General features: G+C 47.0%; 12 protein-coding genes and 1 riboswitch. Of the genes, 11 read left to right on the top strand and 1 reads right to left on the bottom strand.

All coding sequences use genetic code 11. The annotated features are described in order from the left end of the window. Positions 1–94: 94 nt before the first annotated feature. The 10 genes from BK126_RS08765 (at position 95) to BK126_RS08720 (ending at position 13,492) form a co-directional block, all read left to right on the top strand. Complete coding sequence (locus tag BK126_RS08765) at positions 95–1,174, top strand: NAD(P)-dependent alcohol dehydrogenase (protein WP_076312172.1); 1,080 nt, start codon at positions 95–97, stop codon at positions 1,172–1,174. 163 nt (positions 1,175–1,337) lie between these two features. Further along, positions 1,338–3,101, top strand: coding sequence for an ABC transporter ATP-binding protein (locus tag BK126_RS08760; RefSeq protein WP_076312171.1), 1,764 nt, complete (start codon positions 1,338–1,340; stop codon positions 3,099–3,101). Beyond that, positions 3,094–4,938 carry an ABC transporter ATP-binding protein gene (locus BK126_RS08755; RefSeq protein ID WP_076312170.1) on the top strand — a complete coding sequence of 615 codons (1,845 nt, stop codon included), beginning with the start codon at positions 3,094–3,096 and terminating at the stop codon, positions 4,936–4,938. Before BK126_RS08760 ends, BK126_RS08755 begins: the two co-directional genes overlap by 8 nt. A gap of 68 nt (positions 4,939–5,006) precedes the next feature. Beyond that, the gene (locus BK126_RS08750) at positions 5,007–5,699 is read left to right on the top strand and encodes a DNA alkylation repair protein (RefSeq protein WP_076312620.1); all 693 of its coding nucleotides are present in this window, start codon (positions 5,007–5,009) and stop codon (positions 5,697–5,699) included. Between the two features lie 470 nt (positions 5,700–6,169). Beyond that, positions 6,170–7,132, top strand: a complete 963-nt coding sequence (locus BK126_RS08745; protein ID WP_076312169.1) for an ABC transporter permease — start codon at positions 6,170–6,172, stop codon at positions 7,130–7,132. Between the two features lie 12 nt (positions 7,133–7,144). Continuing rightward, positions 7,145–8,017 carry a carbohydrate ABC transporter permease gene (locus tag BK126_RS08740; protein ID WP_047913429.1) on the top strand — a complete coding sequence of 291 codons (873 nt, stop codon included), beginning with the start codon at positions 7,145–7,147 and terminating at the stop codon, positions 8,015–8,017. A gap of 75 nt (positions 8,018–8,092) precedes the next feature. After that, on the top strand, positions 8,093–9,712 hold the full coding sequence (locus BK126_RS08735; RefSeq protein WP_076312168.1) for an ABC transporter substrate-binding protein: 1,620 nt from the start codon (positions 8,093–8,095) through the stop codon (positions 9,710–9,712). A gap of 116 nt (positions 9,713–9,828) precedes the next feature. Further along, positions 9,829–10,638 (top strand): Nif3-like dinuclear metal center hexameric protein, encoded by an 810-nt coding sequence (locus tag BK126_RS08730; protein WP_305954037.1) that lies wholly within the window; start codon positions 9,829–9,831, stop codon positions 10,636–10,638. Positions 10,639–10,680: 42 nt separating this feature from the next. After that, positions 10,681–11,355 carry a GntR family transcriptional regulator gene (locus BK126_RS08725; RefSeq protein ID WP_076312166.1) on the top strand — a complete coding sequence of 225 codons (675 nt, stop codon included), beginning with the start codon at positions 10,681–10,683 and terminating at the stop codon, positions 11,353–11,355. A gap of 58 nt (positions 11,356–11,413) precedes the next feature. Next, positions 11,414–13,492 carry an alpha-glucuronidase family glycosyl hydrolase gene (locus BK126_RS08720; protein ID WP_076312165.1) on the top strand — a complete coding sequence of 693 codons (2,079 nt, stop codon included), beginning with the start codon at positions 11,414–11,416 and terminating at the stop codon, positions 13,490–13,492. Positions 13,493–13,668: 176 nt separating this feature from the next. Here the strand turns inward: BK126_RS08720 and BK126_RS08715 are convergent, their stop codons facing one another. Continuing rightward, positions 13,669–14,526, bottom strand: coding sequence for a bifunctional 5,10-methylenetetrahydrofolate dehydrogenase/5,10-methenyltetrahydrofolate cyclohydrolase (locus BK126_RS08715; protein ID WP_076312619.1), 858 nt, complete (start codon positions 14,524–14,526; stop codon positions 13,669–13,671). A 52-nt stretch (positions 14,527–14,578) separates the two neighbouring features. After that, a riboswitch (ZMP/ZTP riboswitch) is annotated at positions 14,579–14,658 on the bottom strand. 259 nt (positions 14,659–14,917) lie between these two features. On the opposite strand from BK126_RS08715, the gene BK126_RS08710 reads away from it, so the two are divergent. Beyond that, a complete protein-coding gene (locus tag BK126_RS08710) occupies positions 14,918–15,439 on the top strand; it encodes a sigma-70 family RNA polymerase sigma factor (protein WP_076312164.1) in 522 nt (173 codons plus the stop codon). Positions 15,440–15,442: the final 3 nt, after the last annotated feature.

Genomic DNA, 15,442 nt, shown 5'->3' with positions numbered 1-15,442 from the left:
TAATGTTCAAGCATCACTGTCATTACGATCGGAAGAATCATGATTTTTATCACTTTATTTTTCATGTTTTATATCATAAAGGAGTGTGTACTTAATGAAAATCAAAGCAGCCATCACGAAAGACAACACCTCTCCATTCGAGTTGGAAGAGATTGAAATTGCTGAACCGAAAGCGAATGAAGTGCTTGTACGTATTGTAGCCTCCGGGGTTTGTCATACAGATGCAACAGCTCGTGATGCCAGTATGGTTCCCTTCCCAGCTGTGCTTGGTCATGAAGGATCGGGTGTAGTAGAGAAGGTTGGAGCGAATGTAACTACCGTTGTTCCTGGAGATCATGTTGTGCTGTCCTTTGCTTCGTGTGGCCATTGTGAAAATTGCTTGGTGGGCATGCCTGCTTATTGCCATGACTTTATGGCTTTAAACTTTGCGGGAGTGATGAAAGACGGCACTTCTCCGCTTGAGCAGCATGGCCATCGTCTGTCCAACTTCTTCGGACAATCCTCCTTTGCTACTTTCGCGATTGCGAATGAGCGTAGTGTGGTTAAAGTAGACAAGGATGTTGATCTTGCACTTCTAGGACCACTAGGCTGTGGTATTCAGACCGGAAGTGGTACAGTGCTCAATACGCTGAAACCAAGCTTCGGTGAAACGATTGCCATTTTTGGTGCAGGCGGTGTCGGCTTAAGTGCAGTAATGGCGGCTCACTTGATCGGATGCTCAAAAGTTATCGTGCTTGATATTGTAGACAGTCGCTTAGAGCTTGCCAAAGAGCTCGGTGCTACACATGTTATTAATTCAAAATCGGTGGATGCGGTTGAAGAAATCCGTAAAATTACCGGTGGTGGTGTTAACTATACTTTGGATACTACCGGGCTTCCATTTATTATGGCGCAGGCAGTGGAGGCGCTGAAACCATTGGGTACGGCGGCTTACGTTGCAGGTGGTCCTGATTTGACTAAATCGGCTACTTTCACACTTGGAAAGCGTCTTGTGGCTTCGATTGAAGGGGATGCTGTGCCGCAGCTCTTTATCCCTAAATTGATCGAATATTATAAACAAGGAAGATTTCCTTTTGATAAGCTGGTCAAATTCTATGACTTCAGTGATATCAATAAAGCTTTTGCTGATTCTAAATCCGGAGTTGCTGTGAAGCCGATTGTTAAGATGAACTAATTTTCACGTCGACGGATGAATTCGTGCACAGGAATAACCGCACCCTACGTAGGGGTGCGGTTATTTTTTTACTGATAGAGAGGTAGAGAACAATCAATCTACGTTATAATATACATATGAGTGTATTTTTGGGAGTAATCAGTGAATCATCGGAGGAATGTACATGGCTCTAATATTCAGTTATTTGCGGAAGTACAAGGTAGCGGCAATTGCAGCACTATTCATGCTGCTGCTTGAGCTTATGGTTGAGCTGATTCAGCCCTATCTGATCCAGAAGATTATCGATGACGGTATTCAGCAGGAGAATCTCTCTGTGGTGTGGACGTGGGGTGGTGTGCTGCTGATCAGTGCCTTCATAGCATTTGCGGCCGGGATCTCAAGCTCGTTCTATGCTGCCCATGCAAGTCAAGGCTTTGGAGCCGATCTTAGGGAATCGCTGTACAAGAAGGTTCAGTCGTTCTCTTACGCTGTATTCAACCGGTTCGCTACCTCTTCGCTGATTATCCGGCTGACAGGGGATATCACCCAGCTTCAGGACACGGTGTTTATGGGGCTGCGGTTTGCGACCCGTGTTCCGCTTGTCGTGATCGGAAGCGTTATCATGGCACTGATTGTCAACGTGAAGCTGGGATTATTTCTGGCGGTTACGGTGCCTGTGCTGCTGCTGTTCATTTTTTACATTATGAAGAAAGTATCCCTCATGTTCCGTACCGTTCAGAAGAGATTGGATGAAGTCAATGGCGTCGCACAGGAAAATTTGATCGGCATTCGTTTAATCCGGGTGTTCGTCCGCATGGGCCATGAGATTGAACGATTCGGACGCTCGATTCGCCATTTGATGAATTCAACGATGGCGGCCCAGCGTTTCGCAGAAACGACGATGCCGTTCATTATGCTTGTTATGAATGCAAGCATTCTGACCATTCTATGGTTCGGGAGAAATGATATTAACATCACGGGTGATGCGACAATGGGAGAGGTTGTAGCGGTCGTCAATTATGCGGTAAGAACGATGGGCTCCTTATCCATGCTCTCATGGATCGTCGCTACATTATCACGGGCAAGTGCATCGCGACACCGGGTTAGTGAAGTGCTTGATACGGATCAGGCTGGGTTCGATTCTGTTCAGGCAGCGGAAGGAAGCAGTGCTGCTAAAATAACAACAGAAGGCAAGAACTCTGCCGTTAAACAGAGTGTGCAATACGAGCAGGTAAGCTTCAGTTATCCGGGAAGCGACCTTCATGTGCTGGAGAACGTGTCCTTCGAAGCGAAGGCTGGAGAGCGTATTGCGATTATGGGAGCAACCGGCTCAGGCAAGACTTCTCTTGTACAGCTGCTCCTTCGTTTATATGATCCGGATGAAGGAATAATCCGCATTGACGGGAAGAATGTACAGCAATATCCGGTGGACGATCTGCGCGGCTTTATCGGTTATGTTCCCCAGGAAGCCGTGCTCTTCACAGGCAGTGTCAAGGAAAATATTGCTTGGGGAAATCCGCAGGCCAGTGATGAAGAAGTGAGGGAGGCTGCGCGCAAAGCCCAGATCCATCACACGATTGAGTCGCTCACGAACGGCTATGATACGATGCTCGGCCAGCGTGGAGTCAACTTGTCGGGTGGGCAGAAGCAGCGCTTGTCCATTGCAAGAGCTCTTGTCCGGAATCCACAAATTTTAATACTGGATGACAGTACAAGCGCACTCGATGTCAAGACAGAGGCAGCACTACTTAACGAGCTGTCGGAGCTGTCATGCACGACATTTCTAATTACGCAGAAGATTTCATCAACCTTGTCGTCAGATCTGATTCTGCTGCTGGATGAAGGAAGATTGATCGCTCAAGGGACTCATCAGGAGCTTCTGCAGGATTCGGAATTGTATAGACGGATATACGAATCCCAATTTGGACAGGAGGCTAAGCATGCTTAAACAACTGGTTGAACCTTTTCGACAGCCGCCTTCCGAGGTGCTCAGGAACAAAGCAGGGCTCGGAAAGGGAGCGGCTAAGAAGACCGCCAAGGCCAAGGATTGGTCCTGGACGCTAAAACGAATATGGTCCTATCTTGCGAAGAGACGGCTTAAGCTTACTCTGGTTCTATTTATGGTCGTTCTTACTTCAGCTCTTGCCCTGCTGGGCCCCTATCTGATTGGTGTTGCCATCGATACTTATCTTGTCGGAGAGTCGGGTCAAGATTGGATTTACTTCCTCTGTGCGCTAGGGGCAGTGTATCTGCTGCATCCGATCTTTGCCTTTCTACAAAGCATATGGATGATTGAGGTCGCACAGGAAACGGTCTATCGTATGCGGTTTGATCTATTCACCCATTTGCACCGGCTGCCAATTCCGTTCTTCGGCAAACGGCAGCAAGGGGAGATTATGAGCCGGCTCACGAACGATATTGAGAATGTCAGCGCTACGCTGAATGGGTCCATTATTCAGGTGACTTCAAGTATCCTTACGCTGGTGGGAGTAGTGACCGTGATGCTGACACTCAGCCCGCTGCTTACTTTGCTTACATTTATCGTGATTCCGCTGATGGTGCTCGGCATGCGCTGGATTACCCGTCGTACGGGACCTTTATTCAAGGAACGTCAGAAGAATCTGGGTGATCTGAACGGTTACATAGAGGAGACGTTATCGGGCCAGAGAATTATCAAAGCTTTCTCTCAAGAAGAACGAGTGATTAACTCCTTCCAGGAGAAAAATGATAAGATCAGACTCTCAGGCTTCTGGGCGCAGACGATATCAGGGTTTATTCCGAAGCTGATGAACAGCCTGAACAATCTGAGCTTTGCGATCATTGCCGGAATCGGCGGCATCATGGTCATTAACGATATGATAACCATCGGTGTAATCATTATCTTTGCAGAGTATGCACGCCAGTTTACCCGACCGCTTAATGATCTCGCGAATCAGTGGAATACCGTTCTGTCTGCCATTGCAGGGGCCGAGCGTGTATTTGAGGTCATGGATGAGGATGAGGAGATGAAGGATGAGATCGGTGCAGAGAAGCTGAATCATGTCGAAGGGGCGGTCAGATTTGAGCAAGTGTCCTTTGGTTATGAGGAAAAAGGGGCAACACTACAGGACATATCCTTCTCTGCCAAGCCGGGAGAGATGGTTGCGCTTGTGGGGCCAACCGGTGCTGGCAAAACCACACTGATCCAGCTGATCTCGAGATTCTACAATCCCGATCAAGGGCAGATCTCTGTTGATGGACAGGATGTAACCAAGATATCGCGTGAGAGCCTTCGTTCTCATATGTCCTTTGTGCTCCAGGAATCCTTCTTGTTTGAAGGAACGATAAGGGAAAATATTCGTTATGGCCGGCTGAGTGCGACCGATGAAGAGGTGGAGGAAGCTGCCAAGCTGGCGAATGCGCATTCCTTTATTACTCGGCTTAAAAAGGGCTACGATCAAGTGCTGAGCGCAGACGGCAGCGGCATCAGCCAAGGACAGAAGCAGCTGCTTGCCATCGCCCGTGCCATGCTTGCGAATCCGGCAATTATTGTACTCGATGAAGCGACGAGCAGTATTGATACGGTGACGGAGATCAAAATTCAGGAAGGTCTTGCAAGGCTCATGAAAGGGCGAACCAGCTTTGTCATTGCCCATCGCTTAAATACAATTCGGCAGGCGGACAAGATATTGGTGCTGAAGGATGGACGCTTGATTGAGCAGGGCTCGCATGATGAGCTTCTTGCTGCAGAAGGATTTTACAGTGATTTGTTTCACAGTCAGATCAAGAAAGAGGCCATGACATAGATCGATTGGATAAAAAATGACAGGAAAGAAGGTGAAGCGGTGTGGGAGCATTAACACTAGATCAAGTGATGAGCACTCTGGAGGAGCTGGGGACAGAGCAGACCAAGAAGACATTCCTGCGGCACGGGGCTCGAGAGCCATTCTTCGGCGTCAGAGTCGGTGACATGAAGAAGAGGCTCGTAAAGGAAGTGAAGAAGGATCAGGAGGTTGCGCAGTCGCTATTTAGCACAGGTAATAGTGATGCCATGTATTTGGCAGGTCTTACCGTGAATCCAAAGCTGGTCTCCAAGGAGCTGCTGGAAGCTTGGGTACAGCAGGCTTACTGGTACATGATTGCCGAGTATCCGGTGGCGTGGTTGACCGCAGAGAGTCCATTCGCCAGAGAACTGGCAATGAAGTGGATTCAATCGGACGAAGAGATGGTTGCAACGGCCGGCTGGAGTACCTATTCGAATTATGTATCCATCACACCGGACGATGAGCTTGATCTGGCAGAACTGGCTGGTTTGCTGGAACGTGTAAGATCGACGATACATGAGGAACAGAATTGGGTGAGGTCTGTAATGAATGGCTTTGTCATCAGCGTGGGGAGCTATGTCCAGCCACTCCATGAGCAGGCAATGAATGTAGCACAAGAGATCGGCAAAGTCCATGTAGATGTAGGGAATACGGCTTGCAAAATACCGCTGGCAGAGGAGTATATCCGCAGAGTGGAAGAGAAGGGCAGGCTGTTCAAGAAACGCAAAACCTGTATCTGTTAATACAGCAGATTCACATCATTATAAGGGTTCATGAATAACGGCTTCCGCAGATCCGATCGCGAGGCCGTTATTTTTTGTCATTTCATAATCATGCCTTTAATTAGCTCAGATTTACCCATTTTATGCGTTTTAAAGCATATATAACAAATTTTAAGAAAAATGTATTGAATTCATCAAACTCCTTCATTACAATAAGAGCAACCAACTACCATACTAGTATGACTAGTATGCAATAGCTTCACTTTCACAGCTTCATATCTAAGCTGCATATCCAGCTTCAATTTCAGCACAGATCGCAATTCCACTTGTTGCACCCATTCACGTTTTTTCATTTTAATGCAAATTTGTAAGCGCTTCAACAACAGAAGGGGGTTTAAATCCGGATTAGAACGAAATGGGTAAAAATAGCTCATTTCAGAATTGTAAGCGGTTTTATCAACTTGTTTATACGGATAGGAGTGAAATAAGCTATGGAACCGAAGACTGTAAATCCACCCATGCCGGAGATGAAGGTGGTGAGTAAGAGCAAACGGAGAACGATCCTTTATCTTCTGCGTAAAGACTGGCAGCTCTACTCTCTATTGATTCTGCCGATTCTGTACCTGCTCATATTCAAGTATGGGCCAATGATTGGTAATGTTATCGCTTTTAGAAGATTTGTGCCCGGGGGCAGTATCTTTGGAGAGCAGTGGGTCGGACTTCATTATTTCCGCATGTTTATCGAGGATCCAACCTTCTGGAGAGTATTCAGTAATACGCTCATTCTGGGCGGACTTACGATGCTGTTAACCTTCCCGATGCCGATTGTATTCGCACTGCTGCTAAATGAGGTCAAGAACAAGAAGTTCAAGAAGTTTGTTCAGACGGCTTCGTACCTGCCTCACTTTTTATCCATTGTCATTGTCGCAGGGATGATCTTGCAGCTGACGGCTTTGAATGGCTCGATCAATTCACTGATCCAATTTTTCGGTGGAGACCCGATCAACTTTATGCAGCAGGCTGACTGGTTCCGCACCATTTATGTCACATCTGAAATATGGCAGGGAATGGGCTGGGGAGCAATTTTGTATCTTGCTGCACTGACAACGATCGATGATTCCCTCTATGAAGCAGCTAGAATTGACGGCGCAAACAGATGGAAACAGACGCTGCATGTAACGATTCCGGGGATATTGCCTACGATTGTTACCGTACTGATTCTGAATATGGGCAGCTTCCTGGCTGTCGGCTTTGAGAAGATTCTACTCCTGTACAATCCGCTGATTTATGAGACATCCGACGTGATCTCGACTTATCTGTATCGCGTAGGTCTTGGATCCAGTAACTTCAGCTACGCGACAGCGATCGGATTATTTGAATCTATCATCGGACTTATCCTTGTATTATCCGTCAATGCGATCTCACGCAAGGTAACGGAAAGAAGCTTATGGTAAGGAGGCAGCCACATGAAGGAATCTGTATCGTATAAGGTCTTTAAGGTATTTAACGCATCAGCTCTTATATTCATCGTGTTCATTACGCTATATCCTTTTCTCAACGTTGTTGCTCAATCTTTCAGCAGTGAAGCCTATATCAATTCCGGTCAGGTCAATCTGATTCCGAGAGGCTTCAATATTGAGACCTACAAGAAAGTTGCAAGCGATTCCATGTTCTGGACTAACTATAAGAACACCATCATATACGCTGTCGTCGGAACTCTGATATCGATGTTCTTGACTACAATCTTTGCGTACGCCTTATCCAGAAAACGGCTGATGGGACGCAAATTCCTGACGGTGTTCGCTGTGTTCACCATGTTCTTTAACGGGGGTTTAATCCCGAACTATGTCCTGATCAACACCCTTGGAATGGCAAACTCCATGTGGGCAATTGTTCTTCCCGGTGCGATCAGCATCTACAACATGCTTATTATGAAATCCTTCTTTGAGAATATGCCGGAGGAGCTGGAGGAAGCCGCTGCGATTGACGGACTGAACACATACGGGATATTGCTTCGCATTGTGCTTCCGTTAAGTAAAGCCGTGCTGGCTACCATGATTCTCTTCTATGCGGTAGCACACTGGAACTCCTGGTTCCCAGCCTTCATCTATCTGGATAAGAAGGAGCTGTTCCCTGTCACCATCTATCTGCGGAACATGATCGCTGCGGCAACAGGCGGTGCAGCAGTTGGTGCGACTTCCGCGGATAATTTGACTCAGATATCGGCAAACATCAAATCGGTGACCATGGTTCTTACCATTTTACCTATACTAACGATTTATCCTTTCGTTCAAAAGTACTTTGTTTCTGGTGTCATGCTCGGATCTGTCAAAGGGTAAGGATTCCTATCTCTCGGTCACAATGGCTTAGAGAACCACAAATTGCGAGATTACAAATCGTAGGGGGATGTTGAGATGAAGAAAAAATGGGGTAAAGTATTGCTCACAGGATTACTGAGCTTGTCTCTGGCAGCATGCAGCAATGGCCTTGGCACTCAGGAAGCGGAAATTCAGAACAAGGGCGCGATGGAGTCCTACGATATAGGCGATACGTTCAAGGCGACGGAACCTTTTAATCTGTCTATTATGTATAACGACAATCCGGCTTACCCGATCAAGCAAGACTGGACGCTCTTCAAGAAAATCACGGAGATCACAGGCGTTACATTGCAGCCTACGATTGTGCCGATGAGTGATTACAGCCAGAAACGTTCACTGCTCATTAGTTCTGGAGATGCTCCGCTCATTATTCCGAAGACTTACCCAGGAGAAGAAGCTCCCTTTGTTGCTTCGGGGGCAGCACTTCCTGTAAGCGATTACGTAGATCTGATGCCGAACTACAAGGATAAAGTGGAGAAATGGGGGCTTGAAGACGAGCTTGAGGGACTCAAGCAGGAAGATGGCAAATACTATGTACTTCCTGGTCTTCATGAAGCTGTATGGCCAGACTACACTCTCATCGTGAGAACGGACATTTTCGAGAAGCACAACATTGCGATTCCAACGACTTGGGATGAGCTGTATACCGCACTTAAACAATTGAAGGAGGAGTATCCGGACTCCATTCCATTCTCTGATCGCTTCAAATTCAATAGTACGTTGAGCATTGCTGCAATGGGCTTTGGAACCAAAGCCGGCTGGGGTTTTGGCAATGGACTCACTTTCAAGGAAGATCAGGATCAATTCGTATATACAGCAACGACACCAGAGTATAAAGAAATGCTGGAGTACTTTAACAAGCTGGTAGAGGAAGGGCTTTTGGACAAAGAGAGCTTCACTCAGGATGATGATCAGGCGGTTCAAAAATTCGTTTCCGGCAAATCCTTTGTCATCAACGGCAACTCTCAAACGGTGGTCATGCATCGCAGCGATATGGATAAGACGCTAGGCAAAGACAACTATTCCATTTCCAAGATTACAGTGCCTGGCGGCCCAGCAGGGCAGTTAATGTCCGGTTCCAGACTGGAGAATGGTGTGATGATCTCTTCCAAAGCATTGGAGAGCGAGAACTTTAAAGCCATTATGCAATTCATTGACTGGTTGTATTACAGTGATGAAGGTCAGGAATTTGCGAAGTGGGGCATAGAGGGCGAGACGTTCACTAAGGAAAATGGAGTACGGAAGCTTGTAGACGATATTAACTATAATGGCTTGAACCCAGAGGGTACACAAGATTTGCGTATCGATCATGGTTTCTCCGGCGGTGTATTTGCTTATGGTGGTGCGACAGAGCTGCTTCATTCCATGTTTAGTGAAGAAGAGCTTAAATTCCAAAATGATATGAAGGAAGTCAAGGAAGTGATTCCTGCTGAACCACCAATCCCTTATTCTGTTGAAGAACGCGAAAGAGTCACTCTCCTCAGCACACCGCTGAAGGATTATACCGATCAGAATACGTTCAAATTCATTCTTGGCGAGCGTGATCTGTCCGAATTCGATACATTTGTATCGGAACTGGAGAGCCAAGGTGTGTCTCAATATCTAGAAATTGCGAATGAAACGTACAAGGAATATAAGGCACAAGCTGGTGAGTAAACGTTCAGGCGAGTAAAAGTTAAGGTTATCGCAGGAGGCAGCCGTTTCGCCTACGAAAAGGCTGCCTCCTCTTTTATTGATGACGACTGAACCTTCAAAAATCAAGACACTGGAGAGTGAGAATATTGGATGTCACCGTACAGGATGTGATCCGCAGCTTGGAGGAGCCGGCCGGTGTGCTTGAGTCGACAGTAGACAAGATCATATGCGGCCGTTCGCATGGGCTCGTCCAGGGCATTGCAGTATCATTCTCCGCAACTTATGAAGCACTAAATAGAGCGGCAGAGCTTGGAGCCAACCTGTTTATTACCCATGAGGGATTGTTCTACAGTCATCATGAGGGAGCACATGAAATGCTGAAGTCAGATCCGGTATACCAAGCGAAGCAGGCGCTTATTGAGGCGAGGCATCTAACGGTTTATCGATTTCATGATTATCCACACCGATATACTCCTGATGAAATTACACTTGGGCTGATTGAAGCGATTGGATATGACAGATATGCAATTCGGCACTTGTCTTCAGCATCCATTATTCATCTGCCATCAGGTCAAACGGTAAGGCAAATTACGGAGCATCTCAAGGCGAAGCTTCAGCTCTCTCATGTTAGAGTTATTGGAAATATGGATATGATATGTGACCGTATAGGTATCACTGTGGGATACAGGGGTGGAGGTCCGCACCTGATTCCTATGTATGAGAATGAACAGCTGCAGCTCATTATTGCAGGTGAGGGACCGGAATGGGAGACCCCTGAATACATACGGGATGCGTCAGCCCTTGGAGGCAGCAAGTCACTGATCCTCACAGGCCATGCGGCCAGCGAAGAGCCGGGGATGAGGCGAGCCGCAGACAGGATTCGTCAGCAATTCCCGAATGTGCCGGTTCACTTTATTCCAGTTGCCCCCATCTTTCAGGTAGTATAACAGCAAGAAGAACCAAATAGCTTCGAAGAAAGAGGTAACGGTATGTCGACTGAGCAGAAGATCAAAGGCTCAACCAGAGCCTACTCCTATGATTTATTGAAGGATCGTATTCTACGCCTGGAGCTTCCGCCAGGGACGAAGATCTCAGAGAAAGAAATTGCGGATGAACTGAATGTAAGCAGAACTCCAGTCCGCGAAGCGTTTATGAAGCTGGCTGAAGAGGAGCTGCTCGATATAATTCCGCAGAGCGGAACCCTTGTCTCCCGTATTCATCTTGCTCATGTAGAGGAGGGCAGATTCATTAGGGAGAAGCTGGAGAAGGAAATCGTAGAGCTGTGCTGTGAGCACTTTCCAGAGGAATTCAAGTTCAAGCTGGAGACGAACATTGCGATGCAGGACGTATGTGCAGATAAGAAGAACTACCAAAAGCTGTTTGAGCTCGATGAGGAATTTTACCAGATTCTTTTTCATGGCACTGGTAAGCAGCGGACCTGGAAAATGCTGCAGCAGCTTAACATTCATTTCAATCGTCTAAGACTGCTCCGGCTGTTGACGGATTCCAACTGGGAGAACATCATTTCGCAGCACAAGCAGATTTATCAATTGATTGTGAACAAGGAGACGGAGCTGGCCGGAAAGATGATGGAGAATCATCTGCGGCTTGTCGTTGTAGATCAAGATATATTGCGTGAGAAATACCCGCATTATTTTGTGTGAGGGACTTTTTAGGCTAGGTATAATTTAAAGCAAGGTAAGGGAGAGGAGTTTTTACGTCATGGCACAGATCACACAGCTTCCACATTCTGCTGCAGACCGCGGCTGGCTTAGATACGAGAGTATGGCATCCTGGCAGGGTTCTTTTGAAATTTCCAAAATTGGATGTATGGAACGTTCCCACATTACAGAGTCAGCCCTTCGGGAGCTGCAATATGGAATCTCGGAAATGTTCGGTGTACTGCCTGAAGTGCTGGACTCCAGCGATAAATTAACAACAGACTGTATTCGTCTAGCTGTCGTCCAAGAGGAATTGCCGCCAGAGCTTGATGCAGCTTCATGGGCACAAGAGCTGAATGAGGAAGGATATGTCCTTAAGTCTTTTTCTGATAACAGTACGGCAATTCATTCTCTTTATGTTGTGGGAAAGACCGATAAGGGGCTGCTGTATGGAGCATTTCATTTGCTTCGTCTGCTTCAAATGGGAGAGGATTTAAGAGATCTTCACATTATAGAGAATCCCAAGAACCAGCTGAGAATGATGAACCATTGGGACAATATGGACGGTTCCATCGAGCGGGGTTATGCGGGCAGATCCATCTTCTTCAAGGATCATCAGTTTGTTCAAGATGATGCACGAATTCGTGATTATGCCCGCTTGATGGCCTCGATTGGAATCAATGGTATTGCGATTAACAACGTGAACGTGCATGAGGTGGAAACGCGGCTGATCACACCGGAGTTTTTGCCGGATGTGGCGAAGGTGGCGGGGATTTTTAGAGCGTATGGGATTAAGACGTTTCTTAGTGTCAATTATGCCAGCCCGATTCAGCTTGCAGGGATAGCTACGGCTGACCCGCTCGATGAGAAGGTTGCGGCTTGGTGGAAGGATAAGGCACAGGAAATTTACAGCTACATACCTGATTTTGGGGGCTTTGTCGTCAAGGCGGATTCTGAGGGTCGCCCTGGGCCGTTTACCTATAACCGGACACATGCTGACGGTTCCAATATGCTCGCTGATGCTCTGGAGCCCTTCGGAGGCATTGTGATCTGGAGATGCTTTGTCTACAACTGTCTTCAGGACTGGAGAGACCGCAAGACGGATCGGGCCCGCGCCGCATACGATCATTTCAAGCCGCTTGACGGACAGTTCAAGGATAATGTGATACTCCAGATCAAGAACGGACCAATGGACTTTCAGGTTCGGGAAGGGGTGTCCCCGCTTCTCGGAGCAATGCCGCATACGAACCAGGTTCTGGAGTTCCAGATTACTCAGGAATATACCGGCCAGCAAAGACATCTATGCTACCTGATTCCACAGTGGAAGGAAATCCTTGATTTTGATACTTACGCCAAGGGAGCCGGATCTGAGATCAAGAAGGTAGCTTCAGGTGAATTGTATTCGTATAAATACAGTGGAATTACGGCGGTCATTAATGTGGGCGATGATCATAACTGGACGGGTCACACGCTTGCGCAGGCGAATTTGTACGGCTATGGCCGTCTGACATGGAATCCGGATTTAGCCGAGGAGCAGATTACCTCCGAATGGATCAAGCAAACCTTTGGATCAAACCCTGAGGTGCTTGAGGCTGTAAGTACGATGCTTCAGGATTCGTGGCCCATCTATGAGAGCTACACTTCACCGCTTGGCGTAGGCTGGATGGTTAATCCGGACCATCACTATGGACCTAATGTGGACGGCTATGAATATTCCAGGTGGGGAACGTATCATTTTGCAGACTGTCATGGCATCGGCGTCAATCGGACTGTCAAGAATGGTACCGGTTATACAGCGCAATATTTCCCGGAAAATGCTCATAAGTACGAATCACTGGAGACCTGTCCGGATGAATTGCTGCTCTTCTTCCATCATGTACCGTATACGCATGTCCTAAAGTCCGGCAAGACGGTCATTCAGCATATCTATGATACTCACTTTGAAGGTGTGGAAGGTGTCGAAACGTTGATTCGGCGCTGGAGCAAGCTTGAGGGACAGATTGATTCCGAGCGCTATCAGGGTGTAATGGAACGGTTGGAGGGACAGCTTGCTCATTCGAAGGAATGGAGAGACATTATCAATACTTATTTCTATCGTAAATCAGGAATTTCAGATGAGCTTGATCGTACCATTTATTAGATTTACAGAGGAGCTTATCTGATTCAGAATGGTACTCCCCTCATTTGATATGATAAGGATTTATGTATAATATAAATTTGGAAAAATATGCTATGATAGCCATCAGGCCCTTCCATCAGGAAGGGCCCTTTTATAATCTTTGTAAGCTAATCGCTTAAAAATGCTGCATCATGAAATTACTGCTCTTGCTTCAGTAATGACTTGTACGCCGATTTTACCGTATGCTCAATCAAGGTCGCGATGGTAACGGGGCCGACACCGCCAGGTACAGGTGTGATGGCAGAGGAGTGCGGCAAGCAGGCATCATAGTCGACATCACCGATGTTCCCTTTGTTGTAGCCTGCATCAACGACAACGGCTCCTGACTTGATCCAATCTCCTTGTACAAAATTCGGTTTACCTACGGCAGCGACCACAATGTCTGCCTGTTTCACAATCGCTTCAATATTTACCGTTCTGGAGTGGCAGGTCGTCACCGTTGCATTGCGATTCAGCAGCATCGCCGATACCGGTTTGCCAAGGATCGGACTGCGGCCGATGACTACGGCGTGCTTGCCCTCCATTGGAATGTTATAGAAGTCAAGAATGCGGATAATGGCCTGCGGTGTGCAGGATGGATAATCCGCTTCGCCAAACGCGTTCAGTGCATAGCCAAGCGTCGTTACTCCGTCTACATCTTTTTCAATGCTGATCGTGTCAAAGCATGCTCTTTCATCAATATGATGCGGGACCGGATGCTGCAGCAGAATGCCGTGAACGGAAGGGTCTTGATTCAGCTTGTTGATTTCTTGAATCAGTTCCTCTGTCGTTGTCTCGGCAGGAAGCACCACCTTGATCGACTCCACCCCGATTCGTGCACAAGCATTCCCTTTCATACGTACGTAAGTTGCCGAAGAAGGGTCATCTCCAACCAGGATGGTAGCCAGACACGGCTGGATTCCCCGCTCCTTCAGTTCTTTCACCTTTGCTCCCGTTTCTTCTCTCATGTAATCTGCTACCGTTTGACCATTCAGAATCAGTGTGTTGTCGCTCATCATCACATCGCCCTTTCCAAGTAAAAAAGAGGCAAGGAAACCTAAGTTTCCTTACCTCTGCCCAGGCGTACGGCTATATCTAATCACATGCTCCCTCACGGTTCACCGTGTACGCCAGTTACATGTGACGTTCTTAATTGTAATGTATAAGTGAGACCTCATTATGAAAGAACAGTTAAAAAACGAAGCTCACCCCATGATGGTACTGCATTTTGTCGAATTGTTCAATAGGGATACACAAGATTTGGAATGATGAGCTATATCCGGCTTCGGTATAATTAATATAGAATTTGAAAAAGGACTCAATTAAACATTTTTTATAAAACGTGCTATAAAAATAAACCGTCGTCCGTCTTATGTATAGCTGCAGCTGAAAGGAGACGTTAAACATATGGAAGGACAGGAAATCGACGTTTTCCGTACAGTGTTTGAAGAGCATTACCCTATTGTACGACGAAAACTGATGGCTCTGATCCAGGATGAAGCCGCCGCGGAAGATCTTGCGCAAGAGGTATTTATTCGGCTGTATCGGAATCCGCCAGATGATCCGGGTGCGATAGGTGCATGGCTTCACCGTGTACTGACTCGCATCGGATATGATTATATGAGTAAACAAATACGAGAACGGAAGCTCAAGGAGAAGCAGGAGCACTACTATGACAGCAGAGAGCAGCTCCTGTCCTCTGGAGAAGAGATTGTACTGAAGCGTATGGATCAGGAAGAAGTACGTGAATGGATGGATGATCTGCCGGAGCGCGACAGACAACTGCTGATGCTGAAGTATTCAGGCTACAGTTATGCAGAGATAGCGGAAGAACTGAATGTAAGGCCTCCCCTTGTCGGCTCGATGTTAAGCAGAGCTACAAGCAAGCTGAGGAGAAAAGTTCAGGGAAAGTCCGCGCCACAGTCCTGAGGA

The organism is Paenibacillus sp. FSL H7-0326 (assembly GCF_001955535.1).
Lineage (GTDB): Bacteria > Bacillota > Bacilli > Paenibacillales > Paenibacillaceae > Paenibacillus > Paenibacillus shunpengii.
This window is presented reverse-complemented; position numbering and strand designations above follow the sequence as displayed.

What these genes read in the sequence shown, in the direction of transcription:
- BK126_RS08720 (WP_076312165.1), top strand. Translation starts at nt 11,414, where the DNA reads ATGGCACAGATCACACAGCTTCCACATTCTGCTGCAGACCGCGGCTGG.
- BK126_RS08765 (WP_076312172.1), top strand. Translation starts at nt 95, where the DNA reads ATGAAAATCAAAGCAGCCATCACGAAAGACAACACCTCTCCATTCGAG.
- BK126_RS08745 (WP_076312169.1), top strand. Translation starts at nt 6,170, where the DNA reads ATGGAACCGAAGACTGTAAATCCACCCATGCCGGAGATGAAGGTGGTG.
- BK126_RS08750 (WP_076312620.1), top strand. Translation starts at nt 5,007, where the DNA reads ATGAGCACTCTGGAGGAGCTGGGGACAGAGCAGACCAAGAAGACATTC.
- BK126_RS08735 (WP_076312168.1), top strand. Translation starts at nt 8,093, where the DNA reads ATGAAGAAAAAATGGGGTAAAGTATTGCTCACAGGATTACTGAGCTTG.
- BK126_RS08740 (WP_047913429.1), top strand. Translation starts at nt 7,145, where the DNA reads ATGAAGGAATCTGTATCGTATAAGGTCTTTAAGGTATTTAACGCATCA.
- BK126_RS08755 (WP_076312170.1), top strand. Translation starts at nt 3,094, where the DNA reads ATGCTTAAACAACTGGTTGAACCTTTTCGACAGCCGCCTTCCGAGGTG.
- BK126_RS08710 (WP_076312164.1), top strand. Translation starts at nt 14,918, where the DNA reads ATGGAAGGACAGGAAATCGACGTTTTCCGTACAGTGTTTGAAGAGCAT.
- BK126_RS08725 (WP_076312166.1), top strand. Translation starts at nt 10,681, where the DNA reads ATGTCGACTGAGCAGAAGATCAAAGGCTCAACCAGAGCCTACTCCTAT.
- BK126_RS08715 (WP_076312619.1), bottom strand. Translation starts at nt 14,526, where the DNA reads ATGAGCGACAACACACTGATTCTGAATGGTCAAACGGTAGCAGATTAC.
- BK126_RS08760 (WP_076312171.1), top strand. Translation starts at nt 1,338, where the DNA reads ATGGCTCTAATATTCAGTTATTTGCGGAAGTACAAGGTAGCGGCAATT.